Here is a 17,193-nt window from a genome sequence, read left to right as displayed (position 1 = left end):
TAGCGGTAGACTGTCAACATGACACGTATTGACCGCAAGCCGCGTCACCGGCTCGACCCCGACTCCCGCCGCGGTGCCATACTGGATGCAGCGGCAAACGCCTTCGCCGAGCACCCCTACAACGAAGTGACCATCGCCTCGATCGCCGCCGATGCTGACGCCTCGAACGCCTTGGTTTACCGCTATTTCGCCAACAAAGAGGACCTCTACGCCGAAGTCGTGCGGCTGGCCATAGCGGATCTTATGAGTCGCCAGGCCGCCGCGCTCAAGGTGCTGCCGACTGGAACTCCTGTGCGCGATCGCATCGCGGCGGCGACCGAAGTCTACCTCGACCACATCGCCCACCACCCGGACGCCTGGGCCATGCCCATGCGCCAGCCGGGAGGCGAGCCGCCCGCTGCCGCCGAACTGCGTGCTGACGCTCGCCGCCGCTACGTGCAGGGTCTTGACAGACTGCTTGACCCCAGTGACCAGGAGCGCCACGGGTATGCCTTGTGGGGCTATTTCGGCTTCATCGACGCCGCTTGCCTACGCTGGGTAGACAAAGGCTGCCCCGACGCCGAGCGATGGCCGCTCATCGATGCCGCCCTAGGCGCGCTCCAAGGCGCGCTAGGCGATTGGAGTGCGTAAGGCACAGTCTGCATAGAGAGACGTCTCCGGCACAGTGGCAATGAACCTGTTCCCTTTGAACCTTATTGCTAGCTTTCCAGCCCGAGTCCGCGACGGGCGGCGACATGGGCGAGCAAGCGCGTCGTGTCGACGAACGGCAGCGGGGACTCGTCTTCGCTCGTAATTACCACCGGGATCTCGGTGCAGCCGGCGATGAAACTGTCACAGCCAGCGTCCACCAGGTCGCCGATGAGATTGACCATATGCTCATGCGTGGTCGGCGTCTGCGGGCCGTTGATGACCTCATCGTGCAGCAACTTATCCAACTCGTGCTGACGCTCGGTCGAAAGCCGCACTGGTACCATGCCTGCCACCCGGAGCGGCGTATCGTATAAGCCATCTTCGACCGTCGTGTTCACGCCTAGCACGCCCACCGTGCGGAAACTGCGACGCATGCACTCGGCGACCGTCACCGCCACGATGCTCACCACCGGAATTGTCGCCGCCTGCTGAATGCGGTCGATGGCGAAATGCGGCGCATTCGACGGGATTACCACGAAGTCAGCACCTGCCCGTGCCAGCACGCCCACGGATTCGAGCATCAGCGCGGTCAGACCGTCCCAGTCGTGGGCCAGCATCAGCGCCTCGTTGCGCTCGTGCTCCGGATTCGTCATCGTGATACGCGGGTGCGCGCCTGGGCGGCCCTGCAAACGCGCGCATTCGGCCACGATTTCCTGCACGCATAGCAGCGTGCCCGGAATCGTCACGCCCGCTACGCCGATATGCCCGAGGGCGGCGTCGGCCAGCACGGACGGTGTGGGCACAGCCGCGCCTGCGGGCACGGGAGTAGTTCCGGCTGAGGCCAATTGCGAATCGCCATCATTCATGCGGCCAGTGTATCACCGCGCGTTTTTGCCCAATCGCGCCCTTCGGTTCTTAATGCTTAATAGCAGCTGGTGGGAAGCAGCGGAAACACAGCGGTAAAATGCATCCGGGCATTTCAGAAATCAGCAACAGCGCATCGGCGTCGAACCTGACTCGATCTCATTCGTCGTGCCCAGCCTCGCTGTCTTCGCGGAAATGGTATCGGCCGACGTTGATGCGGGCAAGAAAAGCTTCCAGCCAGCGTTTTTCAGCGATGAAGGACTCGTGCTCGAGCCAGAAGATCTCTTCGAGATACAGCGTGTTGGAATCCTCGGGGAACCACTGCTTCATCTGATCATCGAATGCATCCAGAAACGAGGTGATGCGGGTGATGCGGTGGTGGCATGCGTCGATGATTTCCTGCTTCGAGAGCGAGGGGAGGAAGCATAGGACGGGGAGCATATCGAGCGGCTGCGGCTTGTCGCTGTCGAGTATCGCGCGCAGCAGATTGAAGAATTCGGTGTTGCCCTTTTCCGTGATTCGGTAGAGGTTTTTGCTTGGCATATTGCCGGTTTTCGCGACTGAATCGAATTCGAGCAGACCGGTTCGGACGAGGCTTTTGAGCTGGTTGTAAACCGAACCACGGGCGATGCCCGCCCACTGGTCGGCGTTCCACGAGGTGAGTTCCCGCTCGATTTCGTATCCGTATGTCGGCTGGCGCAGGCGCACAACGCCGAGCACCAGCAGCTTTGTCGTCTGAACGCTCAATGGTTCTTGCCTCTTTTATGCGTATGGTGTGCCTGATCGTTATCAGTGGCCGTCCCGTGTCGAGTTCGGCCGCTGTGCGATATCGGTATCTGGACTTGTGATTTTAGCAGTATAGTGCGTATAGTATTTGTACTAGTCAAATTTAACTAATTAATTCCGAACGGTCAGATTGCAACGTTGTATATGAATCAAGCAAGCCAGGCTGCAACGAACTGCGACGGAAAGAATCGAGTCACGGCAACTATGAACGCAATTCTTGATGACGCCACCCCAAACGACACTGTTTTGAATAACAACTCTGTAAACAACGCAACACAGACCTTCGCCCTCAATCCGCAATGCGCCGATATCAGCATCCTGCTGCATCAAGTGGGCGCGACCATCCACGCCGGCGACGAAGACGATAAGCTGATCGTACATTTTCGCCACTGCAGCCCGGCGGATTTCCGTGTTTCGTATGATGCGGAGTTGATTATCGTCGAGAACATCACGTTACCGTGGGAGCGTTTCGACCCCGCGCGCTGGTGGCGGTTTCCGCATTTGGATATCACGGTTCCTGTGCGTGAACGGCTTCATTCCTTGCGATTGGAAGCAGATCATGCGGGGCTGATTGTCAAGAATGTCGCAGCGCAGAAGTTGTCGCTGCAAATCGGGGGAGGCTCGTGCGCGCTCAATCGGGTGACGGCGGGCGAGTCATCTGTTCGTATCGATTCGGGAAGTGTCCGGTGGCATGGCCGGTTAGGCAATATCACGCTCGATTGCGACAACGGCAGCGCTACTATCCACGGCATGCCGCCCGAATTCGGCTATGATGCCCAACTTCGCAATGGCAGCATTCGTTTCGGCAGTCATTATCTGCATGGCGGAATCGTCGCCGACAGCAAGCTGGGCACGCCGCACGCAACCGTTATCTGTAGCAACGGAACCGCGGAGATCCGCTGATTTGAAAGATCTGAATGCCTATTTCCGTTACTGGCGACCGTGGAACCGTAGGATTCGCCGATAAGGGCGGAAATGCATCTCCGACATATTCCGTGAGATACACGCCTGTGAATTGGCGGGAAGCGTCTCACGTAGATTCCGTCGAACGAGCGGACTTGTGGGTTGTGGCGTTGCGGACCCGCTGTCCATATGACAGACACTGCATAGCGGATGCCGAGCAACGGTAAACCCGCAACGCCGCAAACCCGCTCTGTTCGTCAGGCCGTTTGCATCGCGGCTTTTCCGAGCAGTTGGCGGAGGTATTCCGACCGGCTCAGATGCTTTGTTTTGGCCTGCCTGTCAAGGCTTTTCTGCCATGATTCGGGCACGCGCACCTGAAGTCGCACGGTCTCCTCATGAGGCTGGCCTGCGCGGGGGCGGCCTAGCAGCATGTTCACCGCTTCGTCCGGGTCTCTCGCACCCGTGGCCCTCATGAGCAGTGCGTCCATTTCCTTCTGGGCCTGCTCGCCTTCTGAATCGACAGCTTTAGTATCATCCCAGCGCCAAATGTTATCGTCGTTCATCGTTATTCCTTTCCTAGCCTCTGTCCCAGAACCCTGCTTGTTCAGCATTCGCATGAAAGACTACAAGCTGCCCGGAGCCCGTTATCTTCATGATGATTTCCAGACTCGGTACCAAAGGGTCGCCATGATGTCGTCCTGTGATTTTGAGATACGTTTCGCCGTTCTCCTGATACGTTCTTTTATGGATGATGTGTCTTGCCGCATATAGGACATCGTCAAACGTGAACCCGTGCTTTCCCGCGGATTCGGTGAACTCGATGCCGAACTGCCGTACCATGAAATAACTGTACGACAATAATAGAGTACACGCAAGTTTGTGCTATATGGGAACCGGAATCATGTGCAGCTGTGGGGGGGGTGCGTATTTTCGCGCAGCATAATTTAGTTAGTTTATTACTTGACAAACAAAATAATAGTCGTATATTTAGTTTTGTTGATCGACAACGTACTAACTAATTTCGTTATGAACGATAACGATGAATGACAATGATATGGAGGCAGATATGGTCAATCGCAATGACATACTGCACAAGATAGCTGACATCGGCTATCAGCCTTTTCTGATCTTCGCCACGCAGGCCGAAGAGAAAACCGATAACACGCTGGAGACGCTGCGGCTGCTCTCCGAAGAGGAGAATGTGACGGCCGGCCGTATCTCGGAATATCTCGACATCCGGCCGTCGAGCGTCACCCAGATCATCAACAAACTGGAGCGCGCGGGCATGGCCGCGCGGGTGAAATCCGAAGACGACGCCAGAATCACCTTCGTCAGGCTCACCGACAAAGGCAGGGAAAGCGCCGAGCAGGGTGACTCCGTCATCGCAGCGCTGAACGAGGCCCTGTTTAAGGGCTTCTCGCAACAGGATCTAGCGAGCTTCGACAGCTATCTTTCCCGTCTGCAGGCCAGCATCGATGGCGAGGAATTCCAGCACAAGCTCTTCGATCTCTTCGGCAACGATGCGCGCTGGCGGCGACTGAGCCAGATGTCGTCGCGCTTCGGCCGAGCCCGGGCGCATATGATGCGGCGCAGCGGCTTCCCGGACGAGGGCGAGGCATTCCGCGGCGGCTACGGACATCGCGGTGGCCCCCGCGAGAGGGGATGGCGCTAGATGAGCGGCGCGCGACCAAACGATGCGGTGCGGCGAGACGGCACCAAATTCTCTATGCGGCAGTTCCTGTCGCTGATTGCAACAACCAAGCCGAAATACTCCCTGCTGGCGCTTGGCGTGGCCCTGCTTGTCGCCTCGTCAAGCGTGCAGATCTACGTGCCGCAGCTGGCCTCATCGCTGGTCAACGGCTTCGCGAAAGGCATCGACTACCAGCTGCTGGCCAAAGTGGTGCTGCTGTTCGTCGCCTCCGCGCTCGTTTCGGCGCTCGGCGGCACCGTGCTGGGAATATTCGGCGAGAACGTCATCCAGAATCTGCGCAAGAACGTGTGGAACAAGCTCACCACGCTGCGCGTGAAATATTTCGACACCGTCAAGGCCGGGGAAGCTTCAAGCCGGCTCGTCAACGACACCTCACAGGTCAAGCAGCTGCTGGCAACCACGTTTCCCCAGACTGTCTCGAGCGTCATACTCATCATCGGCTCGGTGGCCATGATGGTGCGCATGGATTGGCGGATGAGCCTGGCGATGCTGATCGCCGTACCCGTCGTATTCGCCATCATGATTCCGCTGATGATGTTCGGCTCCAGAATCGGCCATATGCGCCAGGACGCCCTCGCCCGGTTCAGCGGCATCGCCAGCGAGACGCTGAGCGAAATCAGGCTGGTGAAAACCTCCAATGCGGAGCGGCAGGCGCAGACCCGCGCCAACCATGAGGTCGACAGACTGTTCAAAGTCGGGCGCAAGGAGGCGGTGTTCGACGCGGTCATGCAGCCAATCATGATGATGACCATGATGAGCATGATCTTCGGCCTGCTGGCGTACGGCATGCATCGCATCGCCATCGGCGCCATGGCCATCGGCACGCTTATGAGCTTCATCATGTACCTGTTTAACCTCATGGGCTCCATCGGCGGCATCGCCTCGCTGTTCAGCGAAACGGCGAAGGCGGCCGGCTCCACCAGACGGGTGCAAGAGCTACTCGGCGAGGCATCGGAAGACCTGAGCGTTGGCTCCGACGTCGACCTTGCGGGCCGCACGCTTCGCGCCGAGCATCTCGGCTTCGCCTATGAGCCGGGAGAGCCGGTGCTCACCGATGTCTCCTTCGAGGCGAAGCCCAACCAGGTGATTGCCTTTGCAGGACCGTCGGGAGGCGGAAAATCGACGATCTTCAGCCTGCTGGAGCGCTTCTATGACCCGTCGCAAGGAGCCGTCCGCTTCGATGGGACCGATATCCGAGACGTGAATCTGACGGCATACCGGCATCAGATCGGCTTCGTCTCCCAAGATAGCGCCATCATGTCGGGCACAGTGCGCGAAAACCTGACATATGGACTCGATGGCACGTTTGACGATGATGACCTGTGGCATGTGCTCGAGCTGGCCTTCGCCCGCGAATTCGTCGAGCAGATGCCGCAAGGGCTGTCGACCGAAGTGGGCGAGCGCGGCATCAAGATCTCGGGCGGCCAGCGCCAGCGCATCGCCATCGCCCGGGCCTTCCTGCGCAATCCGACCATACTCATGCTCGACGAGGCCACGGCAAGTCTGGACAGCGAATCCGAGATGATGGTGCAGCAGGCGCTCGCGAACCTGATGAAAGGCCGCACGACTCTCGTGATCGCCCATAGGCTCGCCACGATTGTAGACAGCGACCGGATCTACTTCGTCGAGCATGGCCGGGTCACCGGCTCAGGCACTCACGAAGAGCTCGTCGCCAGCCATGCGACCTACGCCAAATACGTCAGCGAGCAGTTCAGAGTGGATGCCACGGCAACGCAGATTGTTGCCTGATATATAGGTATGTGAGGCGTATGAGGGCGAGTCCATCCGGACGAGTTATCCACATTGCGTTACTTGCGACACGCCGACGATGTGGATAAGTTCGAGCGTTCGACCACATAGCCCTGTTTCGCTTGCATGGGCGCGAACCCGGCCGATAGCGTAGATGGCAACCATCACCTATGCTTGAAGGCATACGAAAGGAACCTGGCCATGAACATGCTCATCAACAGCATCCCCACCATCGCGGCAATCCTCGCTGTCAGCGCGGCTCTGGCCAGGCTCGTCCTAACCGGCAACCGAAGCCTTGCCAAGCGCATCGATGACACGAACCTCCGCATCGACGGCGTTGAAAGCGGCCTCACTAGGCAAATTAACGGTGTCGAGAAGCATATCGATGGTGTCGAGAGTGGTCTCAGCAGGCGTATTGACGGTGTCGAGAAGAGCCTTACCGCTCGTATTGACGGTGTCGAGAGCAGTCTCACTAGGCATATCGACGAAGTTGAAGCCAGTCTTACTGGGCGTATCGATGGCGTTGAAAAGGGTCTCACTATCCGTATCGATGGCGTTGAGAAGAGTCTCACCGCTCGCGTCGATGGCGTCGAGACCAATCTGGGCAAACGCATTGACGGGAACAGCAGCGAGATACGGGCTATGGATGCTAAATTCAGCAACGAGTTCATCGCCGTCAATCAACGCTTTGATTCCGTCAATCAGCGTATTGATAAAGCGCTCAATCTCGCGATTCGATGAAGGTTCTTCCGTGAGAAGGCCGCACTCAGCCGCGTGGGCAAGGAGACTTCTTGTCATCTGCCGGGAGAGTGCCGCGTTCATTCATTGCCGTCTTCTTACAGTTTGGCGAAGGAAGGCGTGACAGTGTTGATGAGGACTTGAACGAGCGGGCTCCAAGGTCGGTTCGACGGCCCGCTGAAGATCAGCTTTCGCTCCTTGGCCGGAGCGAGGGGAACCATTCGGGTGTTGGGCGCAAGCAAGCCCATGCCGATCGAGGGAAAGACCGTCACGCCCAACCCGGCCGCGACGAAGTTGAGCAGTGCGGCATTGTCATACACTCGTTGCGCTGGAACGAAACGAGGGTCTACAGCTCGGAACATCGCGGTGACTTCGGGGCCGCATCCGCCGCCGGAAATCAGAATCGGGTCGTCAAGGAGGTCGCGGGCGGTGACGCTCTCGGCTGAGGCCAGCGGATGGTCATCGCGCAGAACTGCGCAATAGCGGTCTTTGCCAACTGTCACGGCTCCGGCGGGGATATGACTCGGATTGACGAGGATGGCAGCATCCGCAGCGCCGTCGTCAAGCCATTCGACCAGTTCCGGGTCGTCGCCCTCGAAGACGCTTACCGTGATGGATGGAAACGCCTGCTGCCAATCGGCGAGAAGCTTCGGCAGCAATCCGAAGCAGACCGTAGACGGGGCCGCCAATCGCACTGTTCCGGTGAGGTTGCCTGCTGCGCGCGCCGCTGTAGCCACGAGGGCGTCAGCGGAGGAAAGTGCCGAACGCGCGTGGGGGAGGAGCTCGGAGCCAAGCGCGGTGAGCGCGATTGCCGGCCTGCGAATGACTAATGTCGCATCAAGCTCGGTCTCCAACGCAGTGATGGCATGTGAAACCGCCGACTGGGAGACTCCCATTTCATCCGCTGCTGCGGCAAAGCCTTCGAAATCATGCACAGCGACGAGCGCACGGAGCTGTGCAAGCGTGACTGCCATGAGCATCCTTCATGTCTAGGTGAATTCGATTGATTTGATTCATGTCAATAATACGCGCAATCTGAAGCACATGAGGAACATGAAGCATGTGAAGAACCATAAAACGCCTACTGTCGTATTATTCGGTCTGCTCGGGCTGCTGTGGGGCGCGAGTTTTCTGCTGATCAAGATCAGTCTGCGAGGACTCAACCCGGCTCAAGTGGGGCTGTTTCGCCTAGCGCTCGGCGCAGCGACGCTAACCGCTGTCATGCTGGTGACGCATCGTCCCTGGCCCCGGGGCGCGAGTATCTTCAAGCATCTTGCGGTCATCGCGGTGTTCATGTTCGTGCTTCCAGTCGCGCTCTACTCTTGGGCCGGGCAGTTTCTTCCGTCCAGTCTTTCTGCAGTGCTCAACGCGACCACGCCGTTGATGACGCTTATCATCGGCGCGATCGCATTGCGCAGCGAGCGTCTTACCGCCAGGCAGATAAGAGGCGTCCTGCTCGGTGCGACCGGAATTATTCTGGTGCTGGCACCGTGGGAAAAGCAGCCCGGCGGAGAACGGCTGACGGTGGCAGCCGGTAGTCCCCGGTTCTGGCTCGCAGCGTTGGCATGCCTCGCTGCCACTTGCTGCTATGGGTGCGCATACGTGTGGATGCGTCGTTTTCTCGTGCCGACCGGCACGGCGCGCGATCCCGTTGGACTCACCGCTGTGCAGCTGCTCATCGCCGCAACGCTGACCGTGGCAATCTCGCCATGGAACGGCGCATTCGACTCAATCCCTCGGCTCAGCGTGTCAACAATCATCGCAATACTCATACTTGGCGTGTTTTCCACCGGCCTCGGCTACCTGTGGAACACCGACATCACCGCGCGATGGGGCTCGCTGCGTGCCTCGCAGGTCACCTATCTGACGCCGCTCGTGGGAATCGCCCTAGGAGCCGTCATCCTGCACGAACCCATCGCGCTTCACCACATCGCGGGAACGGCAGCCGTGCTGATAGCCATTGCCTGCAGCCGGTAGCGATAGGCGAGCAAGGAGAGGCGCGACGGCGCGACGTTACCATTTTCGGTATAGTTGCGCCATAGATGGCGAGGTGAGGCGTCGAGATTCCATACGATTGATTCGCGTTCGGTATGCCCGGCACAGGGGATGTGAATTAGGGTCGTGCATCGTGAGTCAAGCAAATAATGATATTCAGACTATTTGCGTGGGTCATCCAGGCATGCTACGAATGAGGCTCGTTCTGGTCAGCCAGCATCGTGGCCGCGTCTACGATAGTAAGACTGGGGTCGAGGTTGGACTTGTCCCTCGTGGATGAGGCCGGAGGATTTTTGGTGAAGAAGTAGTAGGACCTGCGTCCCTTCGTACTGATGAGTTTTTCGCGTCTCTTAAGCGTTTCAATCGCCTCGGTCTCATTGATCGAATTGCGCCATTTGCACTCTCCAAGCAGTACTGTGCGATGCAGTGAATCGGCCATGACAATGTCGATATCGGCCCGCGCACGTGCCTCGGAATCGTTGCCCCACCAGCGTCCATAGCTTGTGGGAGAGAAGTCGATGGGTCCCTGTCGACATTGCCTGAGCAGCCATTGCAAGCATATGCTCTCGAACTGATGTCCCACATACGTTGAGAAGACCTCGCCCGATGTGGCGTAATGGGCCGCCGCCTGCGCGGTGCTGGTTTCTATCAGAGCGGTCGCTGGGCTGACGAAGCGGTACCAGTATGCGAAAAACGGATCCCGGAATCCCCATAGCCCTTTTCGAGAGCTTGCAGGGTTGTCTCCGAACGGTACGGTGCGCTCGATGAGGCCTAGGGATTGCAAGGTTTTCAGATATGCACCGACGCTATTGTGATCGACGCCGGCATGCTCGGCGATTTCTTTCGGCTTCGTGCAACCTGCTCCTATCGCGTCGAGAAGGGAGTTGTAGAGTGCTGGTTCTCTCAACTCCTGGCGCATGAGCATGGCAGGTTCCTCGTAGAGTATCCCTGACATCGAAAAACACAGATTCGCGATATTCTGGGCGAAGGAAAGGCTGTGATCGATCTGTTCGAGATAATACGGAGTTCCGCCTAACGCCGCATAATAATTGACTTTGTCTTCCCATGATGAAGCTGTCGGCAGGAATTTGACGGCGTCAAACATGTCGAAGGCTTGCAGCTTGATTTGGGCATTGCGTCGCCCATAGAGAGGACTTTTGCTGCTCAGCACGTCACTTTCCATGAATCCCTCATTGCTTCCGCAAAGAATCAGAGTGACATTCGTATCTTTGAAGACATGATCGATAGCGATCTGGAATATCGACGGCAGTGACCGTTCCGATAGTGCTGCGTAAGGGAATTCGTCAAAAACAAAGACAAAGGGTTGATCGAGTTGTTTTTTGGCCTGCTGGGCAATGAAATTTAGTGCATCCACCCAGTTCGCCATGCTTCCGGCTTCTGTAGGAATGGAGAAGAAACGATAGATGGCTTGGGAGAAATCCCGCAGATTTCCTGCGGAACTCTGCTCGCGAGCCGTGAACCACAAGGATTTCCGGTTCTCGCAGAATCGAGAGAGCAGGGCCGTTTTCCCGATGCGCCGTCTGCCGTAGACGACACACATGTGGAAGCCTGGCTGATCTGCGAGACGATTGAGCGTCTGCAATTCATATTCGCGACCAATAAATGCCATGACTATTCCTTCGCGGTTTGACAGGGAAGCACAATGTATTTAATGTGCTTACGATTAACTTAATTATAATCACATTAATCTGAAAATACATGGGAAGCGCAAGATGAGCAAACCGGCTGGTCGGGCTAATGCTGCGGTAAGACCTACGCATTGCATGCCTTCCTATGCAAAAAGCTGAGGGCGGGACGTTATTCGCCCTCGCCCTCAACTCGCTGCAATTCAGCCATCGGATTCGGTGGATACAGCGGATTCGGCAGATTCGACGGGTGCAGTGGATGCGGCAGATACGCTAGCGGCCTGCCAGCGAGGCGACGGCGAGCAGGCAGCCTGCGGCAGTCTCAAAGGCCTCGCGCGCATCCTCGCTGAGGCGTACTGCGTCGAATGTGGACAGCTTGGCACCGGCGACTTCGGCATCGCCGTCGAGCAGGATAGCCAGAACGGTACCGCCATGCGCCGTAAGCGTGCGGGCGGCGAGCGGTGCGTTTGCGGCAATCGCAAGTGTGCGCAGGTCGGCAGCGGCGTGGGAGCGTCGCACCATGAGATTGAGGTCGCGCGACCCAGAGCCAGACGCGCCGCCCGCAGCCTCGTCGTCGCCAGAGAAGTGCACGACTTCGCCCCGCGCAGGGCGGTATGGCACGCCGTTGATGGTGAGCTCGAATCCCGATCCGGCGACGGGCATGAGCCAGCGGTCAACGCCGGGAAGCGGCGAGAATGGCGTCGGATCGCCGACATCCGCCATGCTCACCCGCCATGCGAAAGTATCGAAGCTGGCATCTTCCGGAGCGATGTCGACTGTGCGCGTGACGCCGAGTCCATTCTTCCAGCGCGACTGCGCGTAGTCGTCGTGGTGCAGCACTGTCGTCGTCATGGTTAGGCTCCTATGCATTGCGGCTCGATAGCGGTTTGTGATTGCGGTTGATAGCGTTCTGATTCCGGTGGCGTTGCCTTCGTCACCAGCATTGCAACCAGCATGCTTTTGGCTGGGAATATGGCTACATGGTCTGTCCGGACATGGACAGTGCGACTATGACGAATCGAGCAAGCCGTCTCCGCGCTGCACAACCACTCATGGCAGCATCATGGCAGCGAACAGGCCCGAGATGGCATAGTACAATATCATGAAACAACGCAACACAACGCAATGCAGCGCACGAAAGCCACAAGGCCCAGCGAAAAGGACGGCAGTATGACCGATGAGCCGCAGCTCCCCACCTTGATGGATGTCCGCGAAAAACTTCAGCTCATCGATCACTCGCGACTAGCCGAAGCGGCCTCGACGCCTGACAGAGCGGGAAATCCGGCGCAGCGTGCCGCGACCTACCCGGCGAGGCTCGCCCTTGCGGCAATGGCATGCGCTGACTCCACGCTTGGCTCGGCAAGGAGGGCAGGTGCCACACACGCGAAGGTGCTTGACCTTGCCTGCGGGTCTGCGATGATCAGCCGTATCGTACTGGCGGCAGGTGCCGCAAGCGTTACGGCTGCCGATGCCAATCCTGCGATGATCGAGGCAGCCGAGTCTTGTGGCCCGGCAGCTGGCCTGCGGCTTGATTGCATTGATGCCACACAGCAGCTGCCCTATCCAGACAGCTCATTTGACATGGTCTGGATAGGCAATTTCTGGCAGCCGGACATGCTGCCGGAAGTGCGGCGCGTGCTGCGCCCGGGAGGCCGGCTCGTGCTGCGGTGGACGACTGCGCTCGACTGGATTCCGGCTGCCGATCCCATATTCGCCGAGCGAGTGGCGGCGGCAGTTGAAACAGGCATGGCCCGTTGGTCGTCGCAGGGAGCCGATGGCGGCGACACATGGCCAAGCGGCGCCCTTCCTGGGCTGACGTTGACTGACAGTTGGGCCGACTCCGTCGAGTTCCGTGCGCCACTGCCCGAAGCGGTGCAGGAATATGTGCTGCAGGACTTCGCGTGCTTCCACGGTGCATTCGCCCGGGCTGCATTGGACGACGGCGATTGGGCGAAACTGTGCAATCTCATGGATCCTGCATCGCCGGAGTTCGCTTTGACGTCCGAGCATGCCCGCGTCGCATGGACTTTCGAATACCGCGTGCACGTTCCAGTTGCTTGAGTTTGCGATAGGATGCGGGCATGAATAGCACAATCGAAACCGAGCGCTTGCTGCTGCGCCCTTGGAAAACCGACGACCGGGCCGAAGCCGAGGCGCTGTTCCGCTACGCCAGCGATCCGGAAATCGGGCCGCGCTGCGGGTGGCCGCCACATACGAGCGTCGAAGACAGCATGTCCGTCATCAAGAATGTTCTTGCGGTCGACGGGAATTGGGCCATCACCATCAAGGATTACGGCGAGCCGGTCGGCAGCATCGCGCTGAAGCCGGTCAGCCATTACATTGCCGATCCGATCACCGCCGATGCCGAGCTCACGGCGAAGTATGGCGAGGCGTTGCGCAATGCGAAGGAACTGGGCTATTGGATTGGCCGGCCGTTCTGGGGCAAGGGCTACATGCCCGAGGCGCTGAACGCGGTGCTTGCATTCGCCTTCGACACGCTGCATGCCGAAGGCGTGTGGGGAGGCCATTACGCGGCGAATCCGCAGTCCGGGCGCGTCATGAAAAAGTGCGGAATGAAGGTCGTGTGCACGACGAGGTGCGATTACTTCCCGCTGATTGACGAATACCATGACGGCGTGGTGCGGCTGATAGCCGCAGCGCAGTGGCGTGCCGCGAGGTGATGTGCGGATGGTGCGTTGTGCAGATGATGCACTGTGCGGACGAAGCGCAACTTGCAACCAGGCTTTTTCGCTAAGAACGGACCCGCACGACCTTTTGCTCTCGGGTAAAATTGCAAGCGTCACAAGCAGTTACGCCATTGAGAGAAAGCAGGTCTGATCATGTTGCATTGGATATGGGTGCTCATTGTAGGAGCCATCATTGGTGCTATCGCAGGAGCCATCACCAGCAAGGGCAAGTCGATGGGTTGGATTGCGAATATCGTTGCCGGCCTTGTGGGTTCGTCCCTCGGCCAAGCGCTTCTTGGTTCTTGGGGTCCGCAGGCGGCTGGAATAGCGATTATCCCTGCCATAGTAGGTGCGGTGATTATCGTGCTGATTGTCTCGTTCATCGTGGGCAAGGTCAATAAATAGGCGTGATTATCGGCAGCTGAATGCCGACTGTTGAATGCCAATTATTGAATATCGACTGTTGAACGAATATAGCCGTTCGCTCGCCTTGTACATCGCAGGTCTCTGTCCTTATGGGCGGGGGCCTGCGATGTTTTTCTTTGCATGAGCTTGAGGTTCATGGCACTTGGCTTCTGCCCAGTATGCCTTCGGTGACATCGGGCGTCTATATTGGTCATTGTGTCCAGAACACAGTGCCCACCAGCCCACCCGGGCCGCGCGGCACACATATACGTTGAGGATTCATCGAAGGAAACGAGGGAACAGCACATGAGTGACGCCATCGAAGCAGTAGCGACCGCATCCGCACCAGCCGCCTTGGGGGCATACAGCCAGGCGGTGAAGGCCAACGGATTCGTATTCGTCTCGGGCCAGCTCGGCATCGACCCAGCCACGGGCGAACTGGCGGGCGCGAGCGCCGCCGAACAGGCCACGCAGTCGTTGAAGAACATCGCCGCCATATTGAAGGAAGCCGGCTCGGACGTCAGCCGCGTCGTGCGCGCCACGATATATCTCGCCAACGTCGAGGACTTTTCAGAGGTCGACAAGCAATACGCGCAGTGCTTCACCGGCGCGGTCAAGCCCGCCCGCGTTGCCTTCGGCGGCAACTCGATTCCCAAGGGTGCGCTGGTCGAGATCGATGCCATCGCAATTGCGTGATCTTTTGGGGGGAGGCTGCTTAGACTCCTCACTTGGTGTCGCCTGGTATCTAGGCTGTTCTGCGTTGCGGTGTATTTGTATGAAGATCGTACGGTTTGCTAGGGGTATGGCCTTCGCTCCGCCGCAACGCGAAAGCCTCCGTTGGCTTGTACGATCTGTAATGTGTATGCGCTGCAGTCTCTTCGAAAATTCATTAGGCCCATTTGGATGAATTGCGCTGACTCACTCGCCGCAGTACGCAACAGTCAGGGGTCGGAAACGTTGGTATTCCAGCAAAGTGGTGTTAGCTGATTTCGTCGTCTACTTTGCAAAGAGCCTAATGAACGAAAAAAGCACCTAATGAACGCAGCAACACGATCTTTTGCGTCCCGATAGCCGCACCCAAACAGGAAACCCAGATGGATATTCGCATTCCCTATGAAACCATCAGGAAATATCGTAGCAAGCGCGGCTATCCGCCGCTAACCGCCGCGCAACTACGTTCGTTAGGTGCTTTTTTCGTTCATTAGGCCTTTCGCAAAATAGCCATCGAGTATCTGCTCGTCTCGTTCCTCGCAAAATCGTTGAAATTCCAGCAGTTTTCGGAATGCGGCGATATTTGGCAAAACCATGCAAAGGCATTTTCGCACCGAAATCAGCCTAATGAATGATGAGTGAGCGGCGGACAGTGCATTCACGCAGTGTGAACGCACGCGCACTGTAGGCGTGCGTTCGTATGCTTGGGCTATGAATGGCATGCGGATGGTTGTTACTCAGGCTAGGGATGATGACTCGGGCCTGCTGCACTGCATGGAGGAAGTTGAAGTGCCGGGGGAGGCCGCGCCGGTATCTGAGAGGTCATCGGCCGAATCGACAACAGCAACAGCTTGGGCACCGGTGGATTCGTTGCCCCGAATCGTGGTGGATGCGGCAAATCTTCGGCAGCGGATTGACGGCTTCGGAGCGTCGATAACCGAGGCGACCGCTGACTTGTGGGCGCATGCGGTCGCAGAACCGGACCAGATGATTCGTGACCTGTTCGACCCGGTTGAGGGCATCGGGCTGTCGATGCTGCGCCAGCCGATTGGGCCCTCCGATCATGTGACGCGGCCATACTCATTCGTGCGCCGATGGCCTGACAGACGGCTGCGCTCGCTGCAATTCGGTCCGGAAGAGCAGCGGATTCTGCCGATGCTCAAGGCGGCTCAGGCTGCATCATTGCGAGGCATGGAACGTGGCGTGGAACAGGAGAATGGGCGACAGAATGCGCGGCAAGGTGCCGGTCCGACAGTGGTGCGGACTGCGATACGGACAGCAGCGCGGGCTGCAACACGAGACGCAGCGCCGCAGCAGCGGCAAGGCCTGCGCATCATCGCCTCGCCGTGGAGCGCTCCGTGGTGGATGAAAACGAATCTCAGCGTCTTGGGCCGGCGTTGGGCTTGGCCGCACCGCGTCGGACGCTTGCGTCGGTCGTATTACGATGCTTACGCCCGCTATCTGGCGGCGTTCGTGCGGCTGTACCGCGATCGTGGCCTCGACGTGTTCGGTCTCACGCCGGTCAACGAGCCGGATAATGCGCAGGCGATATGGCCTTCGATGGCGATGAGCCCCGAGGAACAGGCCGTGTTCATCGCCGATTATCTCGCGCCCCGGCTACGTGCAGAGGGCTTGGGTGAAATCAATATCATGTGCTGGGATCACAACTATTCGACCGGGCGCTATCCCGACGGCGCGTTCGTGAAAAGGCTCTACGCACACGACGATGCCTTGCGGGCCGTGGCCGGGTCGGCGTGGCATTACTACGGCGGGGCGTCATCCACGATGAGCCGGATTCACGAGTGCTGGCCGAGCAAAGGCATCTGGGTTACCGAGGCTTCGGGCGGCGACTGGGGGCCGCGCAATTGGGAGGCGGCCTTGCTGCGCATGAGCAGCCGCGTCATCGCGATGCTGCGCAACTGGGCGCAATGCGTGGTGCTGTGGAACGTCGCGCTGGATACGAGCGGCGGCCCGGATTACTACTATCTGCGCCATGACCGCCAGCATTCGCAAAACCGCGGGCTGCTCACAGTCGATCGTGCAAACGGCGCGGTCACCAAGAACGCGGATTACTATGTGATCGGCCATTTCGGCCGTTTCGTGCCGGTCGGCTCGCAGTGCGTAGGCAGTGCTGCTTCGCGCGATATGCCCGACGTGCAGCATGTGGCTTTTCTTACGCCGAGCAATCATCTGGTGCTTGTGGTCAATAACGGCGACGCAGCCCCGTGCCGCATCGCTGTGCAGGCCGAAGGCGAGCTGTGGCCGGTCGAACTACCCCCGCGCTCGCTGAGCACACTGGTGTGGGAGCGTTGAGATTTAGTGGTGTTCTGCAATGCGACTCACACTTTTTGGTCATGCTCGAAAAAGT

18 protein-coding genes are annotated in these 17,193 nt (G+C 58.5%); 10 read left to right on the top strand and 8 right to left on the bottom strand.

Features of this window, described 5'->3' with window-relative positions; translation table 11 throughout:
- Positions 1 to 18 precede the first annotated feature (18 nt).
- Positions 19 to 630 (top strand): TetR/AcrR family transcriptional regulator, encoded by a 612-nt coding sequence (locus tag DDF78_RS10070; protein WP_152581598.1) that lies wholly within the window; start codon positions 19 to 21, stop codon positions 628 to 630.
- A 68-nt stretch (positions 631 to 698) separates the two neighbouring features.
- On the opposite strand, the gene DDF78_RS10065 is transcribed toward DDF78_RS10070, so the two are convergent.
- Positions 699 to 1,496, bottom strand: a complete 798-nt coding sequence (locus DDF78_RS10065; RefSeq protein WP_152581597.1) for an aspartate/glutamate racemase family protein — start codon at positions 1,494 to 1,496, stop codon at positions 699 to 701.
- Between the two features lie 157 nt (positions 1,497 to 1,653).
- Positions 1,654 to 2,241, bottom strand: a complete 588-nt coding sequence (locus DDF78_RS10060) for a PadR family transcriptional regulator (protein WP_152581596.1) — start codon at positions 2,239 to 2,241, stop codon at positions 1,654 to 1,656.
- 183 nt (positions 2,242 to 2,424) lie between these two features.
- Between DDF78_RS10060 and DDF78_RS10055 the strand changes: the two genes are divergently transcribed.
- The gene (locus DDF78_RS10055; RefSeq protein WP_152581595.1) at positions 2,425 to 3,183 is read left to right on the top strand and encodes a DUF4097 family beta strand repeat-containing protein; all 759 of its coding nucleotides are present in this window, start codon (positions 2,425 to 2,427) and stop codon (positions 3,181 to 3,183) included.
- 257 nt (positions 3,184 to 3,440) lie between these two features.
- Here the strand turns inward: DDF78_RS10055 and DDF78_RS10050 are convergent, their stop codons facing one another.
- Both DDF78_RS10050 and DDF78_RS10045 read right to left on the bottom strand, forming a co-directional pair.
- Positions 3,441 to 3,746: a ribbon-helix-helix domain-containing protein gene (locus tag DDF78_RS10050; protein WP_152581594.1), complete on the bottom strand. Its 306-nt coding sequence runs from the start codon at positions 3,744 to 3,746 to the stop codon at positions 3,441 to 3,443.
- Between the two features lie 13 nt (positions 3,747 to 3,759).
- Positions 3,760 to 4,023: a hypothetical protein gene (locus DDF78_RS10045; RefSeq protein ID WP_152581593.1), complete on the bottom strand. Its 264-nt coding sequence runs from the start codon at positions 4,021 to 4,023 to the stop codon at positions 3,760 to 3,762.
- 199 nt (positions 4,024 to 4,222) lie between these two features.
- Between DDF78_RS10045 and DDF78_RS10040 the strand changes: the two genes are divergently transcribed.
- Positions 4,223 to 4,855, top strand: a complete 633-nt coding sequence (locus DDF78_RS10040; protein ID WP_202613267.1) for a MarR family winged helix-turn-helix transcriptional regulator — start codon at positions 4,223 to 4,225, stop codon at positions 4,853 to 4,855.
- Complete coding sequence (locus tag DDF78_RS10035; protein WP_152581592.1) at positions 4,856 to 6,643, top strand: ABC transporter ATP-binding protein; 1,788 nt, start codon at positions 4,856 to 4,858, stop codon at positions 6,641 to 6,643.
- 276 nt (positions 6,644 to 6,919) lie between these two features.
- On the opposite strand, the gene DDF78_RS10030 is transcribed toward DDF78_RS10035, so the two are convergent.
- Positions 6,920 to 7,465: a hypothetical protein gene (locus DDF78_RS10030; RefSeq protein WP_152581591.1), complete on the bottom strand. Its 546-nt coding sequence runs from the start codon at positions 7,463 to 7,465 to the stop codon at positions 6,920 to 6,922.
- Between the two features lie 14 nt (positions 7,466 to 7,479).
- Positions 7,480 to 8,355, bottom strand: a complete 876-nt coding sequence (locus DDF78_RS10025) for a LysR family transcriptional regulator (RefSeq protein WP_162000809.1) — start codon at positions 8,353 to 8,355, stop codon at positions 7,480 to 7,482.
- Between the two features lie 88 nt (positions 8,356 to 8,443).
- On the opposite strand from DDF78_RS10025, the gene DDF78_RS10020 reads away from it, so the two are divergent.
- Positions 8,444 to 9,358, top strand: a complete 915-nt coding sequence (locus DDF78_RS10020) for a DMT family transporter (protein ID WP_162000808.1) — start codon at positions 8,444 to 8,446, stop codon at positions 9,356 to 9,358.
- Positions 9,359 to 9,563: 205 nt separating this feature from the next.
- Here DDF78_RS10020 and DDF78_RS10015 read toward each other — a convergent pair whose 3' ends face one another.
- Together DDF78_RS10015 and DDF78_RS10010 are read right to left on the bottom strand one after the other, a co-directional pair.
- On the bottom strand, positions 9,564 to 11,006 hold the full coding sequence (locus DDF78_RS10015; RefSeq protein ID WP_152581588.1) for an ATP-binding protein: 1,443 nt from the start codon (positions 11,004 to 11,006) through the stop codon (positions 9,564 to 9,566).
- A gap of 289 nt (positions 11,007 to 11,295) precedes the next feature.
- The gene (locus DDF78_RS10010; RefSeq protein ID WP_162000807.1) at positions 11,296 to 11,874 is read right to left on the bottom strand and encodes a HutD/Ves family protein; all 579 of its coding nucleotides are present in this window, start codon (positions 11,872 to 11,874) and stop codon (positions 11,296 to 11,298) included.
- A gap of 318 nt (positions 11,875 to 12,192) precedes the next feature.
- Here DDF78_RS10010 and DDF78_RS10005 point away from each other — a divergent pair, with 318 nt between their 5' ends.
- The 5 genes from DDF78_RS10005 (at position 12,193) to DDF78_RS09985 (ending at position 17,138) form a co-directional block, all read left to right on the top strand.
- Positions 12,193 to 13,083, top strand: a complete 891-nt coding sequence (locus DDF78_RS10005; protein WP_162000806.1) for a class I SAM-dependent methyltransferase — start codon at positions 12,193 to 12,195, stop codon at positions 13,081 to 13,083.
- Positions 13,084 to 13,103: 20 nt separating this feature from the next.
- Positions 13,104 to 13,703, top strand: a complete 600-nt coding sequence (locus tag DDF78_RS10000) for a GNAT family N-acetyltransferase (RefSeq protein WP_152581585.1) — start codon at positions 13,104 to 13,106, stop codon at positions 13,701 to 13,703.
- Between the two features lie 159 nt (positions 13,704 to 13,862).
- Positions 13,863 to 14,114 carry a GlsB/YeaQ/YmgE family stress response membrane protein gene (locus tag DDF78_RS09995; protein ID WP_434734875.1) on the top strand — a complete coding sequence of 84 codons (252 nt, stop codon included), beginning with the start codon at positions 13,863 to 13,865 and terminating at the stop codon, positions 14,112 to 14,114.
- A gap of 306 nt (positions 14,115 to 14,420) precedes the next feature.
- A complete protein-coding gene (locus DDF78_RS09990; protein ID WP_152581584.1) occupies positions 14,421 to 14,810 on the top strand; it encodes a Rid family detoxifying hydrolase in 390 nt (129 codons plus the stop codon).
- Positions 14,811 to 15,536: 726 nt separating this feature from the next.
- Complete coding sequence (locus tag DDF78_RS09985; protein WP_237564647.1) at positions 15,537 to 17,138, top strand: glycoside hydrolase family 30 protein; 1,602 nt, start codon at positions 15,537 to 15,539, stop codon at positions 17,136 to 17,138.
- Positions 17,139 to 17,193: the final 55 nt, after the last annotated feature.

Origin of the sequence: Bifidobacterium tibiigranuli (assembly GCF_009371885.1) — a bacterium.
In the GTDB taxonomy this organism is placed as follows: Bacteria; Actinomycetota; Actinomycetes; order Actinomycetales; family Bifidobacteriaceae; genus Bifidobacterium; species Bifidobacterium tibiigranuli.
This window is presented reverse-complemented; position numbering and strand designations above follow the sequence as displayed.

Coding starts and splice junctions, on each gene's coding strand:
- DDF78_RS10015 (WP_152581588.1), bottom strand. CDS start 11,006: ATGGCATTTATTGGTCGCGAATATGAATTGCAGACGCTCAATCGTCTC.
- DDF78_RS10000 (WP_152581585.1), top strand. CDS start 13,104: ATGAATAGCACAATCGAAACCGAGCGCTTGCTGCTGCGCCCTTGGAAA.
- DDF78_RS10045 (WP_152581593.1), bottom strand. CDS start 4,023: ATGGTACGGCAGTTCGGCATCGAGTTCACCGAATCCGCGGGAAAGCAC.
- DDF78_RS10070 (WP_152581598.1), top strand. CDS start 19: ATGACACGTATTGACCGCAAGCCGCGTCACCGGCTCGACCCCGACTCC.
- DDF78_RS10005 (WP_162000806.1), top strand. CDS start 12,193: ATGACCGATGAGCCGCAGCTCCCCACCTTGATGGATGTCCGCGAAAAA.
- DDF78_RS09985 (WP_237564647.1), top strand. CDS start 15,537: ATGAATGGCATGCGGATGGTTGTTACTCAGGCTAGGGATGATGACTCG.
- DDF78_RS10055 (WP_152581595.1), top strand. CDS start 2,425: ATGAATCAAGCAAGCCAGGCTGCAACGAACTGCGACGGAAAGAATCGA.
- DDF78_RS10050 (WP_152581594.1), bottom strand. CDS start 3,746: ATGAACGACGATAACATTTGGCGCTGGGATGATACTAAAGCTGTCGAT.
- DDF78_RS10010 (WP_162000807.1), bottom strand. CDS start 11,874: ATGACGACGACAGTGCTGCACCACGACGACTACGCGCAGTCGCGCTGG.
- DDF78_RS10030 (WP_152581591.1), bottom strand. CDS start 7,465: ATGAACGCGGCACTCTCCCGGCAGATGACAAGAAGTCTCCTTGCCCAC.
- DDF78_RS09990 (WP_152581584.1), top strand. CDS start 14,421: ATGAGTGACGCCATCGAAGCAGTAGCGACCGCATCCGCACCAGCCGCC.
- DDF78_RS10040 (WP_202613267.1), top strand. CDS start 4,223: ATGAATGACAATGATATGGAGGCAGATATGGTCAATCGCAATGACATA.
- DDF78_RS10025 (WP_162000809.1), bottom strand. CDS start 8,355: ATGGCAGTCACGCTTGCACAGCTCCGTGCGCTCGTCGCTGTGCATGAT.
- DDF78_RS09995 (WP_434734875.1), top strand. CDS start 13,863: ATGTTGCATTGGATATGGGTGCTCATTGTAGGAGCCATCATTGGTGCT.
- DDF78_RS10035 (WP_152581592.1), top strand. CDS start 4,856: ATGAGCGGCGCGCGACCAAACGATGCGGTGCGGCGAGACGGCACCAAA.
- DDF78_RS10065 (WP_152581597.1), bottom strand. CDS start 1,496: ATGAATGATGGCGATTCGCAATTGGCCTCAGCCGGAACTACTCCCGTG.